A 21,719-nucleotide genomic window follows, 5' to 3' on the forward strand; every position below is an offset into this window, starting at 1 on the left:
CCTTCGTCAAGGTCACCGCGCCACCGGGGGCCACCGTTGTCCCCGGGCCGGACTGCAACACCGTCAGCAGCACCGTCGAATACTGCTCGGCAGGCCTGAGCACGATCCTGGCCTACCCGGGCGACAGCTTCGCGATCCCGGTGACCTTCCGTGTGACGACGATGGTGCGGCACGCGCGCGGCCTGGTGCAGCTGGTGTGGGGCGAGCCGGTGCCGAGCACGACGATTCCCTGGGATCCCAACCCGAGGAACAACACCGCCCCGCTGATCCTGAATTGACGGACAGCCGTCCCGGCTGATTGATCCCGGTTCAGAGCCCGGCCCAGGCCAGGGCGGTGAGCATCCGGCCACCGCCCTGGCCTGGGCCGTCCCCGGGGGTGATTGGGCCATGACCAGGTCCAGGTTCAGGCGGCGTCGCCCGGCCTTGAACGCGTCCGCGACCGTGGATGCTGACACGGCGCTCGGCGGCCGCATCAGCGGACCGACCCGTTTGGCCAGCAGCCGATAGGACGGCATCCCCACCCAGACACGCAACTCACCCAGCAGACCTATGAACTCCGCCAGATCCTCCACTCTGCCCGGATCCGGCATCAAACCGTGCTGCTCACCCATAATGCCCCCATTTCGTCGTGCCCCTGACAATCCGAGTCCATGAGGCGGGTGTACGGATACGTACGGGAAACGGGACTCCACCCAGCCACCCCGGGCAGCCTGGTTGTGCTGCTTCGCGCACAGCCGGCCCGAGCAGCGAAGTGTCAGGAGACATCAACTGCGGCCTGGGACGAGCGCGCCGACCCTCCGCACCCTCCGATCGCGTTTGCGGGGCGCGACGCAATGTAATCACGGCATAGATCGAGGAGAACTGATGAGCAATCACCTCAAGCCCGCAATGGCTATCGCGGCGCTGGCCCTGGGCGTCAGCCTGGTCGGCACCACCACGGCCTCCGCTGCGGACAAGCCGATGACTACGGCGACGGCGGCGACCTCCGCCGCCCGAACTGCCGTCGCCGCCCCGGCGACCAGCTCCGTATGGGTGCACTTCCTGCCGACCTACGAGTCGGACCACCTGACCATCAATGCTGGTGACGACGTCGGGACCGTGTGCTGGGTGGCCTCTGAGGGGACCATCTGGGATCTGGTAGTCGACAGGACCCTCAACAACACGGGCTACACCCTGGAGAGTTACCTGTCCCGCGGGGCAAACGAGTGGTGTGGCAGCGCTGGCAGCGCTAGCGGCGTCTCGTCGCAAACCTGGATCCACCTGCACCCCCAGGCCAACTGGGAGCACCAGGTCCTGAACCCCGGCGACAGCATCGGATCCGTATGTAGCCTCCCCGCCGTGTACGACCCCAGCGACGGCTCCCACTGGACGTGGGATCTGGTCGTCGACCACACCAACGGGCTGGCCGGCTTCACTTGGGACCAGGCGGTATTCGGAGACACCCCGCTACCGTGCTGACACGCTCCTTGAACGGCGGCCGGCAGAGTGTGATCCGGCAGCTGGAACGGTTGCGGTGGAGTTCGTCTTCGCTGGGGGCTGCCTGCGAATCGCCAACGGATTCGACGAGAACCGCATCGAGATCGGCGTGGCCCGGGGGGATTACATTCGGCACCAGTTGGGCTGCTGAGAGCCAATCTTCCGGGGAGTTGGCCCGGCCGGCGTGGGGACACCTAGGTGAGTCGCTCGAAGTAGTTGGTCGAGGGCCGCTGCGGCAAGTTCGAGGGGGGTTCTGCCCCTGACCTTGGGCCTCGGTGTGTTGGCCCAGCCCTTGAATGGAGCTCCGATGTACAGCGGGTGGCGATAAGACGCTGCCGCTGAGGCTACACAATTGGAGGAAGACGTTGATTTCCGTCATGAAGCGCACGCTTGTCGCATTCGCCCTTCTGGCCGGCCTGATCGCGGTTGGTTCCGGCACCGCGCAGGCGTCCGGTCCGATCACCATCAGCTCGACCCGGATCTACACAGGCCACGGCGTGGGCAACCGCGTCGGCACCCTCCTTCAGACGTACGATCCGGGAACGCGTACCGCGCAGGCATCGTGGTGGCCCACCGGCTGGGATTCCGGGACCGGGCCGCTCGAGAAGCCGACAATTTGGCTGGAAAACGGCCCCAATACGCATACCCTGATTTCGGCAACCGACAACGGCTATATTGACGCATTTTCCACGCTGCCGTATTCCATCGACCTACTCCAGTACCCCAAGACAATCGACGCCGCGATACACATCAAGTACCAGTACGATTACATTGACGTATGGGGAGAAACGAAGTTCCAGGTCTGTGACCTGTGGATCGCAGGCGCTGCCCACGACTACTCGACGGGTGCCAATAACGGCGGTCGGACGAGCGTGACCTGTTAGCCTCGATCGTGCCTGACGGTCCGTCGGTTTCTCCGGCGGGCCGTTTTGGCCTCGCGAGTCGGTGGCGGCAGGGCTGATTCAGTGCGTGGTGGTGAACCGGGCGGTGTTCGGTGGGCGCGGTGGGGGTGACGGCTCGAACGTGAGTCCTGCCCGTCGGGTGCGCATAAGCGAACGGGCCTCTCGGCAGAGATGAGGTTGTCGACCAACTCTCCGCCACAGGAGGCCCGTTGCTGGACCAGTTCACCATCACCGAGGCCTGCGGTGCCACTTCGGCCACCCTGGCGTGTGACTGCTACGTCCACCAGTTCGGGGCGGTCCCGGCGGGGCGGCGTGCGCCGTGCTACCCGTCCGACATGACGGACGCGGAGTGGGCCCAGGTCAGGGCGTCGATGCCGGTGCCGGCCTGGCTGGAGGGCCGGGGCGGGCGTCCGGAGTCCCATTGCCACCGGGAGATGGTCGACGCGGTGCGCTACACCGTCGACAACGGGGGCAAGTGGCGTGCCCTGCCTGTCGACTATCCGTACTGGCGGGCGGTGTACGACTTCTTCCGCCGCTGGTCGCGCCACGGCTATGTGCGCGAGCTCTACCAGCGACTACGTCGCCTGCAGCGCAGGCGGCAGGGACGGGCGGCCGAGCCGAGCGCCGGCATTGTGGACGCGCAGTCGGTGGACGGCTCGGAGACCTGCCCCGCTGCCACGCGCGGGGTGGACGGCGACAAGCTGCGCGACGGCCGCAAGCGCCACATCCTGACCGACACCGGTGGCCTGCTACTGGAAGTGGTCGTCACGGCGGCCAACGTGCACGACTCCAAGGCCGCACCCGAGCTGATCGAGGCGTTCATGGCCGAGCCCGGACGCCTGCTCAAGCTCGTATGGGCTGACACCGCCTACCAGGGCCCGGCCCTCGCGCAGGCATTCGCCCGACACGGGGTGCAGGTCGAGGTCGTCAAGCGCCCCGACGGAAGTACGGGGTTCGTGGCGGTGGCCAGGCGCTGGGTAGTGGAACGAACCCTTGGGTGGCTCTCCCGCGCGCGACGCCTGAACCGCGACCACGAGCGCCGGCCCGACCACCACGCGCAGATGGTGTGGTGGGCCGCCCTGGTCACGCTGCCGCGGAAGCTGGCGAAGGAGCGTCTGCACTGGCCGGAGTTCCGGCCCGAGCGCCTGGACCCGCGGCCGGGCTGATCAGGCCCCGCTCACGAAGGAGCCAGCCGCGCGCCTCCAGCGCATAGGCACGGTGGCGCACCTTCTCCACCTCGTTCAACCGCGCCGCGTCCCGCCCCAGCGCCCGGGTCAGCTCCTGCACCGTGACCGGCCCCGGCGCGACCAGCGCAACGGCACGGAGAAGCGCAGCCGCGAGCTGCCGCGCCCGTCCAGGCTGTCAGGGCTTCGTGGTTGTGTCACTCACGCTCGTGCAGTTCCATCGATGGCGGCTGATTCGACATAACGCAGCGGCGAGGCCTCGAGCCTTCGCTGTTGATGCTGCGCCTGCGCGCCGGCGGCGCGGTTGAGGATGGCGTCGCCCTGTGCTGCGCTGTGGCGTGCTTCGGCGATGTGTCCTTGGCCGTACAGGGCCCGGGCTGCGCCGTGCAGGGATTCGGCGTGGCGGAAGGTGTCTCCCAGCTCGTGGAACATTGTCGCCGCTTCGGCGAATTGGGCTTCCGCGTCGAGGTAGTCCTCGAGCACGAGGTAGGTGAAGCCCAGGTTGCGGACCAGGGTCGCGACCATCTGGCTGCTGTTGCCGGACCGGGCATAGGAGAGCGATTCTTGCAGGTCCTTCAACGCCTCCGCCGGACGGTGGAGCTGATGATGGGTTATCGCTCGACTGTTCAGGACCTTCGCCGCGGCGTCCTGGTCCCCGGACAGGCGGGCGATGGACAGGGCCTCTGCCATCATGGCGAACGCTACGTCGTGTCGACCCGCTGTGGAAGCACAGGCCGCGAAGCGAACAAGCACGGCCAGTTGCCCGTCGTTGTCTCCGAGTCTGCGATACGTGTCAAGGGCTGCGACGAGGTGCGCCTCAGAGGATTCGAATCGGCCCATCTCTTCCAAGGCGGTGGCGATTCTGAGGTGCAGCCACGCGGTCGCGGACTCGTCCTGCGCGTGCGAGACATTCTTCAGTACGGCCTCGCCGACAGTTGTCACATCGTGCCAGCGGTACTCGATGCTGAGGTACCAGTCGATCGCCGCGTAGAGACGGGTGCACAGCAGCGCATCGCCTTGGTCGTTGGCCAGGTTGATCGCGGCGAGGAGGTTCGCCGCCTCCTGCCCGGCCCACGCCATGGCTTCCGCCTCGCTGCTGAAGCGTATGGCAGGGCGGGCGGTCCACTCGGAAGGCGGCGCCAAGGGATGCAATTCCGGCCTGACTATGCGTCGTGCTGCGTCGCCGACGACGGCATACCACCTCAGTAGCCTGATCACAGCCGCCTCCCGTGCAGTGGCCGGCTCTTCCTCCAGTAGTACCTCCCCGGCGAAGACCCGCAGCAGGTCGTGCATCTCGTAGCGGCCGGACTCCTTCGGCTGGAGCAGGTGCTCGTCGGCCAATAGCTCCAGCATCATGTGTGCTTGGACGGTGTCGAGCCCGGCCAGCGCCGCGGTCGGCCCTACGGTGACGTCACGGCCCGGATGGGCGGCCAGGAGCCGGAACACGCGCTTGGCCGGGCCGGGGAGCCCGTCATAGGACAGGCGAAACACCGGCCACGGCGACCGATTCCCCTCCCGCAGGCCGACGGCCGGATCCGTCCGCAGCTGCCGCGCCAGATCGGCCAGCCTCCACGCCGGACGCGACCTCAGACGCGCGGCGACGATCGCCACGGCCAGCGGCAGCCCGCCGCATTCCGTCACGATGTCGGCTGCTGCCCGCGGTTCGGCCCGCACCCGTTCTGCTCCCAGGATCCTGACCAGCAGCTTGGTGCTCTCCTCGGCGGTGAACGTGTCCAGGACCAGCAGCCAGGCGCCGTCCAGGCCTGCCAGGCGACGGCGGCTGGTGACCAGCACCAGGCTGTTCCCGCCGGCCGGTATGAGGTCGCGTACCTGTCGTTCGTCCGCGGCGTTGTCCAGCAGGAGCAGCGCCCGGCGGTCGTGCATCTGGTCCCGGAACATCGCAGCGCGCTGGTCGAAGTCGGTGGGGATCTGCTGGGACGGGGTCCCGAGCTGACGCAGAAAGGCTTCCAGGACGTCGGCCGGGTCGGCCGCAGGGCGCTCGGCGTCGAAGCCGCGCAGGTTCACATACAGCTGGAGGTCGGCGTAGTGGCCTTCGGCGACCAGACGGTGAGCGGCATGCACGGCCAGCTGGGTCTTGCCCACCCCGGCCATGCCCTCGATCGCCGAGATCACTACCGCGCTGCGACCCTGACCGTCGGCGGGTGCCACCGCCAGGCTGAGCACGTCGCCAAGTTCCCGCTCTCGACCCGTGAAGGTGGCCAGCTCCGCAGGCAGCTGCCGCAGCACCCCCGAAGCGCCCCCGGTCTTGGCCTCGACATGGACCCGCACACACGCCTGTCGCCAAAAATCCACCGTCGGCTCGTCCACCCCGAGCGCCCGGACGATCGCCACCACGAGATCCAGGTCCAGGCGGCGCCGTCCGGCCTTGAAGGCGTCCACGACCGTGGCCGTCGGCACGACGCGTGCCGGCCGGATCAGTGGCCCGACCCGTTTGGCCAAGGAACGGTAGGACGGTGCGCTCGCCCACTCGCGCAGCTCACTGAGTAAGCCGATGAACTCGGCCAGATCGCGAGCTCTGCCCGGATCGGGCATGCCACCTGGCAGGTTGTCCACGGTTCCTCCCGCTTCGCGATGCCGTGCTCCTGACAGCTCGAAGTCTATGAGTGGGGTGTGTGGGCTTGTATGGGGAACGGGACTCCGGCCGGCCTATCGCGGCAGCCTGGTCGTGCCGCAGCGCGCAAGGCTGGCCCAAGCGGCAAGACAGCAGCACGTACACCACAGGGAGCAATTTTGAAATTCAACGTGTTCGGGCGGCATTTCACCGTCACCGCAGGTGCTGCGATGACGGCAGGCCTCGCCGTCCTCGGTGTCCTGGCCGCGCCGGCATCCGCGTTGGCGCCCGCCGCCTCGCCCGCCACGGCATCGGAGCAGCTTCTCGGTTCGTCCAACGCCGTCAAGGTCGTCGGGGTGAAGGCCGCCGCACAAGGGTTGCGCCTGGTGTTCGAGCACCGCAACCAGGACGGATCGGTCACCTCACGCTGGACCGCCAACAACGGCACCGGGTTCACCTACGCCGGGACACCCGGCGTCACCGTGGACCTGCGCAACGGGAACACCGCCCACGGGGGCTACGGGGCCATGACCGTCACCTTCCCCAAGACCGACAAGAAGGCCGGCTCCGGAGCCGACCTCATCAGCGCCTACCGGGCCGCAGGTCGGTCCACCTACACCGACGCACTCAACGCGGGCATCTCCAAGGCAGCCGCGAACGCACAACTGGGCAAGTACCGGACCGTCAAGGGCGTCGTCCCCTACGACATCAGTGGCAGCTTCTACCAGTCCGGCTGCATCCAGCCGTCGGGCCCCCGCGACGTTATTGGGGTGTGGGGTTGCTTCACCCGCAGGCTGATCCAGACTAACGGCAGCGATTGGTACGTCGGGGACGACCTCGTCGCCACTGAAAACCCCGGGCTCCTCCAGCCCAACACGCTCTACATCCTGATGTGGTACGGGTCCGGCAACACCGTCGTCAACTGGACCGCCGCGCCGGGGTCGACCGGATGCCACGATGCCACCTTGAGCGGCAGCCTCGGCGTCGGCAGCATCGGCCTCGGCTACAGCGAAACCAACAAGGTGTGCAGCGGCAGCACCTCCGTCATCCACGACAGCGCCCACTGGGGGCTTGACTGGATCGACAACAGTGCGTACTGGGTTACACCGCCGCAGGAGCAGATTGAGGAGATCGGCGTCGTTCACAGCCCGCCGTCAGCGAGCATCGGCAACAGCGCCCTCGAACTCGCCTGGGGACCCGGAGCCCGCGACTCTGGGTCCTGCCGTACCCCCAGCTGCTAACACCCGTCGTTGACGCCCGCCCCGCACCTGGCCTTCTCTTGGGCGCGGGGCGACCGGCGGGGGCCCTCGCCGGTTGGCGGTTCCGGGTTCCCACGGTGCCTGTAGCCGGCCGGTCGCCGGATCGGGCTCGGCGCGCCAGCGGGCGACCCGCTCGGCGCTCGACGACGGGTTGCCGAATCCAGTGACGCGGCACGGGCAGGGCCGGGCGTCACAGGATTCGCGAGCACGGGCAGTCGGTCGCCGACGGGGACCAGGACGTCGGGTGGTGGCCCGGTTGGCGGCGGGATCCGGTGCTGCTGCTGGACCGAGGGGAGCTGGTGGTCGGCGATGGGGTCCGGAGCGACAACCGTGGCCAGTGCGTCGTGGTCGCCTCGGGTTTCTCCGGTCTCGCCCCGGTTCGCGACTGATCGCGCCCCAACGGCCCCGCCCTGGTCTTCCCCGCCATCTCCTGGCAGGCCGTCAGGCAGCATTGGAGGCTTTCCCAGCCAACTGGGGTCGCAGCACACTTTCCATTGGGGGGCTCATCATGCATCTGCGTCTGGCCGCGTTACTCACCGCGGCCCTCGTTCTGGCCGGGGTCTGGACCCCGGCGTTCGCGGCGACCCGGTCCGTGGCCAGTGCCCCGGCGCGGTCCGGTTTCGTCCCGGTCAGCCCGACCCGGGTCCTGGACACCCGGTCCAGCTTCCCGAGCTGCGGCGCCTCCTCGACCCTGTCGCAGGACAGCTTCACCGAGGTGGATCTCGACGTCTGTTATTCGCACATGCCGCCCACCCCGGTCTTCTACGTGCCGGACGGGGCGACCGCCGTGGTGCTGAACGTCACCGCCACCAACGCCCATGCGAACAGCTACCTGAGCATCGGCGCTCCCGGCCTGGAGAACCAGGGCCACCGGCCGGCCTTCTCCACACTCAATTTCTCGCCGGGGCACGACGTGGCCAACCTCGTCACCGTCCCGGTCAGCCCCAACCCGTATACGGGCGTCGCGGGCGTGGAGGTCTACAACCACCTGGGCTCGGTCGATGTCGTCTTTGACGTTCTCGGGTACTGCATGACGCCGGGCCAGACCCAGACCACCTACCGCTACACCCGCCCGGGATCCCGGCCGACGCCTCCGCCCTCCTGGTGAACCTCACCGCGACCAACGCCAGCACCAGGAGCTATCTCACCGCCGCGCCCACCGGCGCCGCGTTCACCACCTCGACCGTCAACTACGAGCCGGGCAAGGACATCTCCAACCAGGCGGTCGTCCCGGTCTCCAACGGTTCGATCACCGTGCACAACAACGGGGGGTCCGTGGACGCCGTCCAGGACGTGGTCGGCTACTACAGCATCCACGGCCAGGGGGTGTTCACTCCCGTTCCGCCGAGCCGGGTACTGGACACCCCCGCCGGCGGTCACCCGCTCGGTCCGGACTCCACGCTCCGGCTTGCGGTCACCGGCCGCGGCGGCGTTCCGGCCGGTGCCATCGGCGCTGTGGTGAACCTCACCGCCACGCAGGAGACCCGGCCCAGCCATCTGACCGTTGGCCCGACCAGCAGCCCAGGCCGGGCACCTCCAGCCTCAACACCAACCCGTGGAGCGACATCGCCGGCCACGTCCAGACCCGGCTGGGGCCCGACGGCGCGGTCGACATCTACAACCACGCAGACAGCACCCAGCTGATCGCCGACGTGTACGGCTACTTCACCACGTCGTAGTGCGTTCCGGCAACTGCCCGTTCCGGCCCCGCCTCACCGCAGGCAGGGCCGGAACCCACTGCCGACGGCACCCGGTGCCACCGCGACCGCCGGCCCGGCATGGCCGACTTCGCGCCAGGCCCGGACCGTCTGCGCCAGCAGGTCCAGTGTCGGCCCCAGGACCAGGTCCAGGACCCGGCACCCGCCCGGCGCGGATGACCAGCCGGCCCCGGATGGTGGCCAGGAGCGCGGCGACGACGGGGATGATGCGCAGGACGGCGAGGACCTGGAGGAGGCGACACCGCGCCGGGCGGTAGAGATCCTGGGTGACCAGCTGAGCCGTCAGGTCTCGTTATTCCTCCATGAGCTGGAGGCGGGCCAGGACCCCGACAGGGCCCTGGCGCACCTGCGCTTCTACGCCTCGGTCCATCTTGGCGCGCCTGTTCCGGGCCGCCCGCCAGAGCTCTGCCGAGCTGCGCCCGGACAGCGGAGCTGATGTCCTGCCGTGGGACGCGGGGCTGGCGGAGTTCGCGCGGATGGTCGCCTCTATCGACCCGGCCGCGCTGCCGGGGGTGAACCTGGCGCAGGAGGCCGGCCCCGGTCCCGGGGTGCCTGCGGTGCCGGAGGTGGATCCGGCGGTGCCGTTGGGGAGTCCGGACCCGGTGATGCCGCTGGTGGAGCCCGGGTTGTGGCCGGACTGGGACGTGGCGGGGTGGCGGCAGCATGCGACGGTGGTGCAGGTGCGTCATCGGCGGCTGGTGGCGGGGCGGGTGGAGCAGCATCAAGATCCCGTTGCTCCTCGGCCCGGGGAGCGACTCGGGTGCCCGTCCCAGAGGGGCGTCAGTAGCCGGTCCCTCCCTTGACCCGGGCCCGCTCGACCTCGCTGGTCGCACCCTTGTGGTCCAAGGTGGCACAGGCGTTGGCGATGTCCTCGCACAGGCGATTGATCTGCTCGCGGCTCAGGGTCTCCTTGACGAGGGCACGCAGGATCTTCACCCGCTCGGCGTTGGGCGGAAGCGTGTACGCCGGCACCATCCAGCCGCGCTCGGCCGAGAGCTGCCAGGCGATGTCGGACTCGTCGTAGGCGTGCTGGCCGGTGAGGCGGAATGCGACCAGTGGTAGCTGCTCGTGGTCGCTGCCGATCACTTCGAAGCGGCCGCTGCTGCGCAGGTTGTCCGCCAACGCGCGGGCGTTCGACTGCATCGTCTCCATGACGTAGGTGTAGCCCTGGCGACCCAGCCGTACGAAGTTGTAGTACTGCGCGAGCACCATCGACGCGCCGGTCGAGAAGTTCAGCGTGAAGGTTGCGTCGGTCTTGCCCAGGTAGTTCTCGTAGAACACGAGCTTCTCGGCCAGGTCGGACTCCTCGCGGAAGACCAGCCACCCGATGCCGGGGTAGACCAGGCCGTACTTGTGTCCCGAGACGTTGATCGAGCGGACCCGTTCGAGCTGGAAGTCCCATTTCGAGTCGGGGTAGAGGAAGGGCCACACGAAGCCGCCGCTGGCGGCGTCAACGTGGATCGGGATGTCGAGGTCCCGTTCCTTGTGGACGTCCCGTAGCAGCTTGTCGATCCCGACGACGTCGTCCTTGTGGCCGGTGAATGTGGTGCCCAGGACGGCGACGACGCCGATCGTGTTCTCGTCGAGATGGGGTTTCACGTCCTCAGGGCCGATCGTGTACTTGTTTTCGGCGAGCGGCACGATCCGCGGCTCGACGTCGAAGTAGCGGCAGAATTTCTCCCACACGACGTGGACGTCGCCGCCGAAGACCAGGTTGGGTCGGTCGACCGACAGGTTGGCCGCCTGGCGGCGCTCCTGCCACTTCCACTTCAGCGACAGCGCCCCGAGCATGATCGCCTCGGACGAGCCCTGGGTCCGACATCCGGTGGTCTTGCCAGGTGCGTGGAAGAGGTCCGCGAGCATGCGCACGCAGCGCTGCTCGATCTCGGCGGAGATTGGGTACTCCGCGTGGTCGATGAAGTTGCGGTGGAGGTTCTCGGCGATGATCCGTCGTGCCTCCGGCTCCATCCACGTGGTGACGAACGTGGCCAGATTGCGCTGTGGGTCGCCCTCCATGGCGAGGTCCTCGTCCAGCAGTCTCATCGCGTCCGTCGCCGTCATGCCCTCCTCGGGAAACGTCTCCGAAGGAGCGGGCGCGGTGAGGAAACGGTTACCGAACAGGGATGCGGCGTCACTCTTGGTCATGCCGAGATTCAATCGCCTCCGGCGCGGGGGCCATGCCCAGGACCTGTGGATCGGGCTCGGAATACATCCGAAGGGGTGCAGATTCGCTGAGCTGAGGGTGCCATTTGGATCAGGTCGCGAGTATGCGCGACGCGGCTTGATCAGGGTGTCGACGCCTGAACAGCACGTCGGAGCCTTAGCCTGATCACCCGGAGCCGAGTCGAAGCGCAGCAGCGGGAGGCAGTGGTGCCTGGCGAGCGTGTCGGCCCCGTACGGGAGACCGGATTCGGGCGCTTCGTAACGTTGCGGGAGAGGGTCCGCTCCGACGGGAGCCTAGAGCGCTGGGAGTCGCGCTGGCATCGCAAGCACCTCGCGCCTCGGCCGTCCGGGGGCAATGTCTGGTGGGCTCCGCGCGAGCGCGCGTGGTGGATCGGGGTCCTGTTCGCGATCGGCTCCTTGCTCTTCGCCCTCGGCGTGGTACCGGCCTACGCCGCCGCCGTGGGTGTCCGGGCCGACGGGCTGACGTTCTTCATCGGTTCGGTCTTCTTCACTGCGGCCGGTTTCCTGCAGTACCGGGAGGCGGTCGACGCCGCGCCCGTCGCCGCACGGCCCCATGGTCGCCGCGCGCTGGTGTACCTGCCGCATCAGATCGACTGGTGGGCGACGGCGTGGCAGTTCGTCGGCACGCTGGCATTCAACGTCAGCACCGCGGTGGCGGTTGGGGCAGCGATCAGTTCCACGCAGTACCGCCACCACGTCTGGCGGCCCGACGCCGTCGGGTCCGTGTGCTTCCTGGTCGCGAGCGTCCTCGCCTGGTTCGAGGTCTGCCACGGCTGGGCGGCCTGGTGTACCCGCTCGGTCGCCTGGTGGATCGCCGCCGTGAACCTGGCGGGCTCGATCACGTTCGCCGTGTCGGCCGTGGCCGCGTTCGTCGAGCCGGGAACGACTGATCTGCTGAGCGCGCCGGTGTCGAACCTCGGCACCCTGATCGGCGCTGTGCTGTTCTTCGCGGGCGCGACGTTGCTCCTGGTCGAGCGCATGGCGCCACAGCCCGCAGGGTAGTCGGATCCGAAGCCGCTGGTCGGTGGTGCTGGCCATACCGGGGATGCCCCTGTATTGCTTCCCCCGCAACTGTGGGTGGCGGGGGACCAAAGTTGATGCCGCTCAGGCGAGACGTCCGACTCGGCGGGCATTTGATGTGATCGGATTGCCCTCTGAGAGCGAAGCGGTCGGAGCCATCACATAGTGCAAGGTCCGAGTATCGCCACTTCCCCAGTCGGCTACGGGGAAGGCAGTGCCGACCGGGTGGAACCCTATCCGGTCGAGTTCTCCTGTCCGGCCGACATGATCACCCCGGTCCGAGGTCAGGACTACAGCACCGTCCCCGGTGGCCCCGCCCCCGCGCCCAGCCAGAGGTGGAGTCCGAGCCGGAGGTGGAGCTGGTGCTGTTCGCCGGCCGTGCTGCCCACGGCGAGCTGCACAAGCGTGGGTGCTGGACCACGGGCAGCGCCGCCGAATCCCGCCTGCTGCCAGCCGCCAGGACGCCGCCCGGATGAGCACCGAAGGAACGGTGAACACCTGCCCGATCTGCCTGCCCCGACAGGCCGCAGCAGAGAACCAACAGCGCCGGGGAGGGACGCCGTAGCCTTGCCCGGCGCGCCGCCATCCGAGGATATTCGAACAGAGTTACGGTTATGCCTATGACGCCGTCCGCTCCGGCGCGGGGGGCGGGCCGTCGGCTCGTGCGGAGCAAGATCAACCGTGGGGCTCAGGGGTTCTGGAAGGCAACCTCGGGGTCGGCCGGCGACGGTCCGTCGAGCAGCGGCTGTGGGGTGCCCTTGAGCTGCTGGTCGAAGAAGGCACCGAGGTAGGTTCGGGTGATGTCCATCGCGCGGGGGGCGTCTGCCCGTTGGGCGTGGGAAGACCTGCCTCGGCGCTGAGGACGGGTACGTCGGTGAAGCTGAAATGGACGGTGCCGGCGACGGTCAGCCACCGCTTCCAGCCGTGCAGGCCGGCCCAGGTTGTTCCCCAACTGGTGTCCGAACCGCCCGCGTTGTGGTCGATCTGGGTGCCGATCATCAGGAATGGGCGGCCGCCGACGGCGGCGGCCGCAATGGGCTCGCTGAAGGTACCGTCCAAGTTCGCTCCGGCTCGCACCCGCTTGTCGGCGGCCATGGTCCTGAGTGTGGCGTCGCCGCCCAGGGAGTGTCCGGCCATGCCGATGCGGTTGGGGTCGATCATGTGCGCGTACTTCTGGTCGGTAGTGCGACGGGTCAGCTGGTCGAGGACGAAGGAGAGGTCTCTGGCGCGACTTTGGGCGATCACCGCCGGATCTGCGGGCATGTGGTTGCACAGGAAGCAGCCGAGCGTCCGCCCGTCGGGGAAAGCCGTCCCGGTGCTTTCGTAGGTGTGGTCGACGGCTGCGACGAGGTATCCGGGTGTGAGTGGTTGACACAGGAAATCCCGGTGAGATTGATCTTGCTGCGGTTCCCCAGTCCTGATGAGGCCCGGGTGTGCTGCATACGGCAGCGGTCTCATCCTCTTCGGGTTCGGGCCAGGGGCCGAAGGGACCGTGTTCCCCGGGGCCGGTGGCGCCGAGGAGGCCGGGATCCCTCCAGCGGTGCAGCGGCACGGGGATCACTGTGCGTTTCCGTTCCGGGCCTGTGAGAGCACAAGGGCGTCTCGTTGCGCCGTGTCCCACTGCCGACCCCTCCGTGGAGTTGGCCGCTTGAAAGGGTCCCCACGACGCGAAGCGATTGGCAGGGGACCGTGAGCCGCCGGTCGGCCGGCGCGCGGGGCGGATCAGTTGCGTGTGCCGGCTGGTGGGCCGACGACGGTGGTGAGCTGGAGTTTGGTCTCGTCCTCGCTGCCCGGCGCGGCGGTCATGATGACGATCTTGAGCTCGGTGTCGCCGTCGGTCAGGACATCGCAGTCCACCGTGACCGGGCCCACCGACGGGTGGTCGACCGTCTTGCGGACCTCGCGGTTCGCGGTCACCTCTCCCGTCGCCCACAGCTCGGCGAACCTCTGGTTGCCTGCGCTCAGGTCGCGGACCAGCGCGGCCAGGCGACTGTCCCGGGGGAAGCGGCCGGTGGCGCGGCGCAGGTCGGAGACGAGGGCGGCGTCGGTGGTGTCGGGGTCCGTATCGATGACCGGCCACAGCACGAGGGGGGTGTGATCGGCGCCCACCGGGAACCTGTCGCGGGCGAAGTTGCGCATCCGCGGCGGCGAGGCCAAGGGGTCGCCCAGCAGGGCGGCCCACCCGTGGTTCCACCACACCAGTTGCCAGTCCGCCGCGAACACGGCAACCGGTACGTCTCCGAGGCGGACGAGCACTCGTTGCATACCGGACGGGAGATGGTCGCAGATCGTGCCGTCCGCCGGCGGCGCGATCTGGGCCAGCCGGTAGAGGTGGTCCCGCTCGGCGGTGGACAGCTGGAGGGCGCGTGCCAGGGACGCCACCACCGACGCCGAGGGTGTCGTGGCCCGCCCCTGCTCCAGACGCACGACGTAGTCGACCGACACTCCGGCCAGGTCAGCCAGTTCCTCGCGCCGCAGCCCGACAGCCCGGCGCTTGCGGACGACCGGCAGCCCGGCGGCCGACGGGGGAAGCCGGTTCCGCCACGTGTGGATCGCCGCACCCAGTCCGGCCCCAGGGGGTGTCGTCGTCATGCACTTCATCCTCCTGCATCCCCGATCACATGCGGGGGCGCGAGGGTGGTACTGGTCTTCCCACCGTCGAAGCGTCTCTGGTTCGGCTCCCTCGTCCAGGCAACCATCGAAGGCATGACGATCACTTTCATCACCGGAGCCAACAAGGGCATCGGCCGCGAGACCGCCCGCCGCCTTATCGCGTGCGGTCACACCGTTCTCCTGGGAGCCCGCGACCGTGAGCGGGGTGAGGAGGCAGCCGCCGCTCTGGGCGCACGCTTCGTCCCCGTCGACGTGACCGACGACGCGTCCGTGGCCGCCGCCGCCGCGGACGTCGCCGAGCACGAGGGCAGGATCGACGTCCTGATCAACAACGCGGGGGTACAGGGTCCCTTCGGTGATCCCGGCGACCTCACCGCCGCCGACGCCCGCGCCGTCCTCGACGTCAACGTCATCGGCGTCGTCCGCACCACCACCGCGTTCCTGCCGCTGCTGCGCCGCTCGGACGACCCCGTGATCATCAACGTCAGCAGCGGCATGGGCTCCCTCGCCTTCACCCACGACCCCGGCCGGTCCGAGTCGCACGTCGTCGCGCCGCTGTACGCCTCCTCGAAGGCGGCGCTGACGATGTTGACCACGCAGTACGCCAAAGGGCTCAAGGGCATTCGCGTCAACGCCGCCGACCCCGGCTACACCGCGACCGACATAAACGGTCACAGCGGCTCCCAGACCCTCACCGAGGGCACGGACGCGATCGTTGCCCTCGCCACCGAGGAGCCCGGCGCCGGCACCGGACGCTTCATCGACCGCCATGGCGAGATCGCCTGGTCCTGACACCGGCGGTGCCGGGTCACTGGCCCTGAAGAACAGAACGGGCAGAACATCGAGACCGGTTCTGGGCGGGAGTCAACCGCTGACAGGCGATCTACTCCGGAGACTGCCGCCTCCGACCAGCGTGAGAACCTGGGGCGACCGTGACGCCAGCCCTTTGACCTGCGTCCTCAAGTTGACGGAGGGTCACGGTGTCGCCGTCCAGGACTTGTGCGGTGAGCCGTTCCATCAGCTCCGGGTCGGTGCCGCTTCCGCGGCCGGTGATGCGGGCGCGGACCGGGCGGCGGGGGCCGATGACCTGTGCGTCGTCGGACGTGTCGGCTTCCCCGGCTTCGGCGAGCGCCCGGTACAGCACTAGGCGCGCGGGGAACTGCGAGACCAGCCCTCTACGGAGGTGCATGGTCGGCGGCGCAGTTCCCCGCGCCCGTTTGTCGTGGCCCGTTGCCTCACCCACACGTCGCGCCGGATCCGGGTCCAGGTATCTGACATGGTGCGGTTCTTGGCTCATCCAGGATCTTCGTAGCCGGTGATCGTGGCCGGTTAACGGCAGCACCAACCTGCAGTGGACCTTCAGCGCAGTCTGATCGGAACGGGACCGACAGGGCATCGCAACGGTTGACTCGCCGAGCGCCCTGTCGGTCCCACGAGAAGGCCTCGGGCGGTCTCGCTCACCGCGGGCCAGGGCCGCCTCGACGGCGACCGGGGCGAGGCGCCGGGGGGCCAGGGTCGCGATCGATCACCGGGGGTGCCACCGGACGGCGGGGTGGCGGGACCGGTGCTGGCGCGCAGCGAGATGGGCGGGGTGAGCAGGATGTGGCGCGGCGGGGTGTCGGGCGCGGCGATGCGTTCGACGAGGAGTTCCACGGCTTGGGTGCCCATCGGCTGGGCGGGGACGTCGGCGGAGGTGAGCGGTGGACGGAAGTCCTCGGCCCACTGGCGCGCGGCGACTCCGGCGATGGACACGTCGCGGGGCACGTGCAGCCCGGCGTCCTCGAGGGCGTGCCATATCCCGGGCAGCGCGGCCTCGTTGAGGGTGGCGATGCCGGTCACCTCCGGGTGCTCGGCGCGGATGCGCTCGATGACGGCGTGCCCGGAGGCGGTGTCATCGCCGCACAGGAGCTAAGGTTCGCGGTAGTTTGCCCGACGGTCACCGCATCATGGCGGAGCCGGAAAACAGCCGCGGACCGGAGAAGACCTGAGGCTAAAGTGGTCGGCTCCCGAAATCCTTCGGGGGTTGACATCGGGGCGTGATTCCACATCGGTTCGTTGGCTGTCTGGGGTGGCGAAGTGGGGCTGTCAGGCACAGTCGAAGGTGTCCGCGTGGAGGCGGTCGGAGGGGTCGGTCGGGGTTGCGGGGCTTTGATCACGTCGGGGAGGCGGAATATCGGCGGCACTGGCCTTGTTGCTCGCCATCGTTGATCAACAAGGAGGCCCCATCTCTGTGATCCTTCGGCCCCGCGCGCTACGTTCCGGCGACCTCGTGGTCGTTACCGCACCCTCGGGCCAGCTTGAGCCGGGTGAGGAACCACTGCTCGCCCGCGGTGTGGCGATATTGGAGCGGATGGGTTTCCGTGTGCGAGTCAGCCTGATGGTCGACCCAGCGCGGAATCGCTGGTGGGCATCGGGCACTCCGGCGGAGCAGGCTGCCGAGCTCAATGGTCTACTCCGTGACCCGGAGGTGCGGGCCATCGTCGCGCATACCGGTGGGCAGGCGACCATCGGCTATCTTGATTTGATCGATCTGGACGCGATCCGGGCCGACCCGAAGCCGATCCTCGGCTACAGCGACATCTCGCTGCTGCACATGGCGTTGTACGCCAAGACCGGCTTGGTCGGCTTCCACGCCGACATCGTCACCCATGGTTTCGGCAGCGATTGGTACACGTTGGGCGACGAGGCCCGTCGGTCCGAACTCGTCGACCTCTACGCCCGTGTGCTCACCAAGGCCGAGGGACCGGGCGTGCTGCCGGCAATGGGGGCCTGGGAAACCTGGCGGCCGGGCCGCGCGCAGGGACCACTGGTCGGCGGCTTGCTCAACCGCCTGGTCCTCCTGCAGGCAACACCATTCGCCCTGGCCGCCGAACGGTTCGATGGCGCCGTCTTGTTCTGGGAAGAGCTACAGCGGCCGGTCACGCGGATCTGGAACGACCTGCATGCCTTGCGGCTGTCCGGTGTGCTGGACCGGATCGCGGGCATGGTGGTCGGCATCCCGACCGAGGTCACGCCCTACGAGGGCGGCGGTGACCAGGTCGGTCTGCGCGACGTTGTGCTCGACGTCCTGGCGCAGCGTGACATCCCGGTCCTCGCCCAGGTCGACTTCGGACACACCTCGCCGAACCTGCCGCTGCCTCTCGGCGTCCGCGCAGACGTGGACGCGGACAACCGCACGCTGTCCCTGCTCGAGTCGGCGGTCGCGGAAAGCTGAGTTTGTGCTGGGCATCCAGCGTTCCAGCTACTACAAGTGGCGCTCGGCTGCCACGGCCTGGGAGGAGCGCGAGCAGGCCGACGGTGTGCTGGCCGCACGGATCCAGCGCGTCCACGCCGACTCCGACGGGGCCTACGGCGCTCCGCGCATCACCGCTGAGCTGCGGCAGGACGGCCTGGCGGTGAACGAGAAGCGGGTCACGCGGGTGATGCGCAGGTTCGGGATCGTGCGCACCCATCTGCGCCGCAGGGTCCGCACCACCGTGCCCGAGCCGTCGGCCACCCCGGTGCCGGACCTGTTCGGGCGCGACTTCAGCGCGCCGGCGCCGAACCGCAAGTACATGGGCGACATCACGTATCTCCCGGTCGGGGATGGGGAGTTCCTGTATCCGGCGACGGTGCTGGACTGCTTCAGCAGGCGCGTCGTCGGCTGGTCGACCGCCGGGCACATGCGCACGGACCTGGTTGCCGACGCCTTGCGCATGGCCGCCGCCACCCGCGGCAGCCTGGACGGTGCGGTCTTCCACTCCGACCACGGGGCGCAACGGCCAGGTCAGCCCCATCGCCTACGAACAGCAGCAGTCAGCTACCCTGGCCCTCGCCGTATAACCACACAAACCCGTGTCTACCACGTGGGGGGGAGGCCCCGAGCACCGGGAAGAATTCGGTGAGCATCTTCCGTGCTCCCGCCACCCGGAGTGCATCCCCGCCGAACCCGAGGACCTCGTAGCCGTCCAGGCGGGTTCCTGCGGTCAGGCGGGCACGCCGGTGAGCGAGAGCTCGGCGGCACTGGTCCAGGGGCCGCGGCTGCCTGCTTCGGTCAGGGCTCGAAGGCGCAGGTAGCGGCCGACGGTGACCGGCAGAGTGATGGTCTTCTGCGCGGCGGTGTCGGCGAAGCTGCCGGTCGCCAGGGGGGCGCCCCAGCTGCCGGTGGAGTCCGAGACGTAGACCTCGTATCGTCCGATCCGGCCGTTGGCGTTGCCGTCCTGGCGTGGGAGGTAGGAGAAGGAGTCGAGGGCGTAGCGGGTGCCCAGGTCGATCTGGATCTCGTGCGGCAGCGGAGTGTTGGTGGCGTACCACTGGGTGTGCCAGATGGTGGTGGTGTTGCCGTCGAAGGCGTTGGTGGCCGCGCCGTTCTCGCCCTGGGTCTCCTGGCTGTCGGCGTAGAGCAGTCGCCATCCGGTCTTGCTGATGGAGGGTGAGGTGACGGCTGGTCCCGCGAGCGTGGACTGCAGGGTGATGGGCCGCGGTGTGACCTGGTGCTGGTCGAAGATCACTACCTCGTTGACGCCCTGCTTGAGCCAGGATGCCGGGCAGTACAGCCGCTGTTGCGGGCCGATCTGCCAGTAGCGGCCCAGGTTGCGGCCGTTGACCCAGACCACGCCCTTGGTCCAGTTCGACATGTCGAGGTAGGTGTCGCCGGTGGTGGTGAGGCCGACCTGGGCGCGGAAGAAGATCCCGGGTCGCTGCGGGTCGGTCACCTTGGCGGTCAGGCCGGCGACGAAGGCATCGTCCATGGGCAGGCAGGTGGTCTGCCATCCGGTGAGGGGGGCGGAGTTCGCCACTGTCACGGTCTGCAGGATGCCCTTGCGGTCGACCAGGGCGTGGCCGTAGTTGGTCCGGCCGAGGCCCTCGACCAGGATGTCGAGCCGCGGTGAGGTTCCGATCGCGGTGGAGGTGCCGAGTGTGAGCGGGGCGTTGGCGGTGGCGATGTTGAGGGGGCCGGCCACGTTCGCGGGCAGGGTCTGCCGATAGAGGCCGCCCTGGTAGTGGCCGGCCAGGAAGGCGGTGGCGTAGTCGTGGACCCACTGGATCACCAGTTGGCCTCCGCCGTAGCCGCTGAGCTGCTTGCTGTAGAGGATGAAGCCCGAGTTCTGGTTGTACGTCTCCATCGGCTGCGGGTCGACCGTCAGGGCGGCGGGCAGTGGGGCAGGCAGGTTGTCCCACAGCGAGGCGTAGGCGGCCGGCATCAGGTCGGTGCCGCCGGCTCGGGCGATGGTGGGCACGGGGGCGGGTACGTCGGGCAGCGGGCTGCTGAGGTAGCCGGCGATCAGGTTGCGGTACTCGGTGTACCGGGCGGTCGCCGTGCCCTGTTCGGTGATCGGTGCGCCGTAGTCGTAGCTGGTGACGTCGGGCTGGTAGTCGCCGGACAGGTCGTCCGCGTTGGCGCCTGCGAAGAAGCCGAAGCTGGTGCCGCCGTGGATCATGTAGAGGTTGAAGGATAGGCCCTCAGCCATGCAGCCCTGGAGGGTTGACGAGACGTCATTGCCCTGGCCCTGGAAGGTGCTGTCGCCCCAGTGGGTCAGCCAGCCGGGGTAGACCTCGCCGGCCATCGCAGGCACCGCCGGGAAGCTCTGCCGGGCCTGGGTGATCGAGGAGGCTTCGCCCCCGCTCAACGCGACGGCTCCGCCGCTGACCACCGTCTTGTTGGCCTGCACCTGGCCGAGGCCGTCCTCGGTGTAGAACGGGCCGTCGACGCCGTTCTGCAGCCAGAGTTGGCGCAGCTCCTCCAGGTACTGGGCGTCGTTGCCGTAGGACCCGTACTCGTTCTCGATCTGGACCATCAGGACCGGCCCGCCGTTGTCGATCAACAGCGGTCTGACTCTGGGGATCAGGGCGTTGTAGTAGCGGGTGACCGCGGCCATGTAGTGCGGGTCGTCGGCCGCCTTGACCCTCAGCCTGATGTCGGGGTTCTGCAGCAGGTACGGCGGGAGGCCGCCCAGGTCCCACTCCCCGCAGACGTACGGGCCGGGACGCAGCAGCACCCACATGCCCTCCTGCTGGCACAGGCCGATGAAGGACTCGACGTCGCGCCGGTCGGTGGTGAAGTCGAACACCCCTGGCGTCTCCTCGATGTAGTTCCACATGATGTACATCGAGATCGTGTTCATCCCCATGGCCTTGGCCATCAGGATCCGGTGCCGCCAGTACTCGACCGGGATCCGGGCCGGGTGCATCTCACCGCTGCGGATCTGGAACGGTGCGCCGTCGAGCAGGAACGCGCTGCCGTCGGCGGCGAAGGCGAACCGGCCGGAGGCTCCACCGGTGGCGGCGTGGGAGGTGGAACCGGCGACCGCGGTAGCGGCAGCACTGAGCAGGCTGACGGACAGAAAGCGTCGACGATTCACACGTGTCTCCTCGCTTGGACTGCTGGGCGGGCCGGGGGGAGCTGGTGTGTGCGCCAGTAAAGCGGGATACCTGAGCAGTTTCAATCGTTTCTGTCAGATTCATTGCGCGAACTTGTGTGAACTGGTGACGCGTCAGTCACCTTCGCGCATCGGCCGCGCCGGCGCATGCCAGATCCTCCCGGCCCGGCGGCGATTCGCCGCCGACCCTCGTCACCGCTGCCGCGAACTGACCAGAATGGGCTGACGCGGAACGGACGGGAGTCGCAGTCCGACGCTCAATTCGTCGGCTCCCACGCCTACCTGGTCATCGACAACGGGCAGCTGAAGTTCAGCCGGACACCGATAGGCAGCGAGGGGACATCACCGCAGTTGGCGGTCAGTGCCACTCGACGATGAGAGCTGTGCCGCATAGGGTCGTGGGCGCGGCATCGCGTGTCGGTCACCGGCTGG

Annotated in this window: 14 protein-coding genes and 3 pseudogenes; 11 read left to right on the forward strand and 6 right to left on the reverse strand. The window is 68.6% G+C overall.

Features of this window, described 5'->3' with window-relative positions; genetic code table 11:
• From ABH925_RS31815 to ABH925_RS31830, 4 genes and pseudogenes are all read left to right on the forward strand, one after another.
• A pseudogene (locus tag ABH925_RS31815) lies at nt 1-278 on the forward strand (hypothetical protein); the annotation flags it as partial.
• A 586-nt stretch (nt 279-864) separates the two neighbouring features.
• Complete coding sequence (locus tag ABH925_RS31820) at nt 865-1,458, forward strand: hypothetical protein (protein WP_370153642.1); 594 nt, start codon at nt 865-867, stop codon at nt 1,456-1,458.
• A 395-nt stretch (nt 1,459-1,853) separates the two neighbouring features.
• A complete protein-coding gene (locus tag ABH925_RS31825) occupies nt 1,854-2,360 on the forward strand; it encodes a hypothetical protein (protein ID WP_370153644.1) in 507 nt (168 codons plus the stop codon).
• 227 nt (nt 2,361-2,587) lie between these two features.
• Complete coding sequence (locus tag ABH925_RS31830; protein WP_370153645.1) at nt 2,588-3,544, forward strand: IS5 family transposase; 957 nt, start codon at nt 2,588-2,590, stop codon at nt 3,542-3,544.
• 219 nt (nt 3,545-3,763) lie between these two features.
• On the opposite strand, the gene ABH925_RS31835 is transcribed toward ABH925_RS31830, so the two are convergent.
• Nucleotides 3,764-6,136 carry a tetratricopeptide repeat protein gene (locus tag ABH925_RS31835; RefSeq protein WP_370153647.1) on the reverse strand — a complete coding sequence of 791 codons (2,373 nt, stop codon included), beginning with the start codon at nt 6,134-6,136 and terminating at the stop codon, nt 3,764-3,766.
• Nucleotides 6,137-6,313: 177 nt separating this feature from the next.
• On the opposite strand from ABH925_RS31835, the gene ABH925_RS31840 reads away from it, so the two are divergent.
• The 3 genes from ABH925_RS31840 (at nt 6,314) to ABH925_RS31850 (ending at nt 9,037) form a co-directional block, all read left to right on the forward strand.
• Nucleotides 6,314-7,375: a hypothetical protein gene (locus tag ABH925_RS31840; RefSeq protein ID WP_370153649.1), complete on the forward strand. Its 1,062-nt coding sequence runs from the start codon at nt 6,314-6,316 to the stop codon at nt 7,373-7,375.
• A gap of 526 nt (nt 7,376-7,901) precedes the next feature.
• Nucleotides 7,902-8,501, forward strand: a complete 600-nt coding sequence (locus ABH925_RS31845) for a hypothetical protein (RefSeq protein WP_370153650.1) — start codon at nt 7,902-7,904, stop codon at nt 8,499-8,501.
• On the forward strand, nt 8,498-9,037 hold the full coding sequence (locus tag ABH925_RS31850; RefSeq protein ID WP_370153652.1) for a hypothetical protein: 540 nt from the start codon (nt 8,498-8,500) through the stop codon (nt 9,035-9,037). The genes ABH925_RS31845 and ABH925_RS31850 overlap by 4 nt, the downstream gene beginning before the upstream one ends.
• An 854-nt stretch (nt 9,038-9,891) precedes the next feature.
• Here the strand turns inward: ABH925_RS31850 and ABH925_RS31855 are convergent.
• A complete protein-coding gene (locus ABH925_RS31855; RefSeq protein ID WP_370153654.1) occupies nt 9,892-11,256 on the reverse strand; it encodes a glutamate decarboxylase in 1,365 nt (454 codons plus the stop codon).
• Between the two features lie 222 nt (nt 11,257-11,478).
• On the opposite strand from ABH925_RS31855, the gene ABH925_RS31860 reads away from it, so the two are divergent.
• Nucleotides 11,479-12,297, forward strand: coding sequence for a hypothetical protein (locus tag ABH925_RS31860; protein ID WP_370153656.1), 819 nt, complete (start codon nt 11,479-11,481; stop codon nt 12,295-12,297).
• Nucleotides 12,298-13,179: 882 nt separating this feature from the next.
• Here the strand turns inward: ABH925_RS31860 and ABH925_RS31865 are convergent.
• Both ABH925_RS31865 and ABH925_RS31870 read right to left on the reverse strand, forming a co-directional pair.
• Nucleotides 13,180-13,773: pseudogene (locus tag ABH925_RS31865) on the reverse strand (hypothetical protein); the annotation flags it as partial.
• A 264-nt stretch (nt 13,774-14,037) separates the two neighbouring features.
• A complete protein-coding gene (locus ABH925_RS31870; protein ID WP_370153658.1) occupies nt 14,038-14,916 on the reverse strand; it encodes a helix-turn-helix transcriptional regulator in 879 nt (292 codons plus the stop codon).
• A 105-nt stretch (nt 14,917-15,021) separates the two neighbouring features.
• On the opposite strand from ABH925_RS31870, the gene ABH925_RS31875 reads away from it, so the two are divergent.
• Entirely contained in the window at nt 15,022-15,720 is a 699-nt protein-coding gene (locus tag ABH925_RS31875; protein WP_365732038.1) for an SDR family NAD(P)-dependent oxidoreductase, read from the forward strand.
• A gap of 567 nt (nt 15,721-16,287) precedes the next feature.
• Here ABH925_RS31875 and ABH925_RS31880 read toward each other — a convergent pair.
• Nucleotides 16,288-16,833, reverse strand: a complete 546-nt coding sequence (locus ABH925_RS31880) for a substrate-binding domain-containing protein (RefSeq protein WP_370153723.1) — start codon at nt 16,831-16,833, stop codon at nt 16,288-16,290.
• Nucleotides 16,834-17,158: 325 nt separating this feature from the next.
• Between ABH925_RS31880 and ABH925_RS31885 the strand changes: the two genes are divergently transcribed.
• A complete protein-coding gene (locus ABH925_RS31885) occupies nt 17,159-18,142 on the forward strand; it encodes an LD-carboxypeptidase (protein ID WP_370153661.1) in 984 nt (327 codons plus the stop codon).
• Nucleotides 18,143-18,146: 4 nt separating this feature from the next.
• A pseudogene (locus ABH925_RS31890) lies at nt 18,147-18,686 on the forward strand (IS3 family transposase); the annotation flags it as partial.
• 207 nt (nt 18,687-18,893) lie between these two features.
• On the opposite strand, the gene ABH925_RS31895 reads toward ABH925_RS31890, so the two are convergent.
• Nucleotides 18,894-21,269, reverse strand: a complete 2,376-nt coding sequence (locus ABH925_RS31895) for a beta-galactosidase (protein WP_370153663.1) — start codon at nt 21,267-21,269, stop codon at nt 18,894-18,896.
• Nucleotides 21,270-21,719: the final 450 nt, after the last annotated feature.

Source organism: Streptacidiphilus sp. EB129 (assembly GCF_041262645.1).
In the GTDB taxonomy this organism is placed as follows: Bacteria; Actinomycetota; Actinomycetes; order Streptomycetales; family Streptomycetaceae; genus Streptacidiphilus.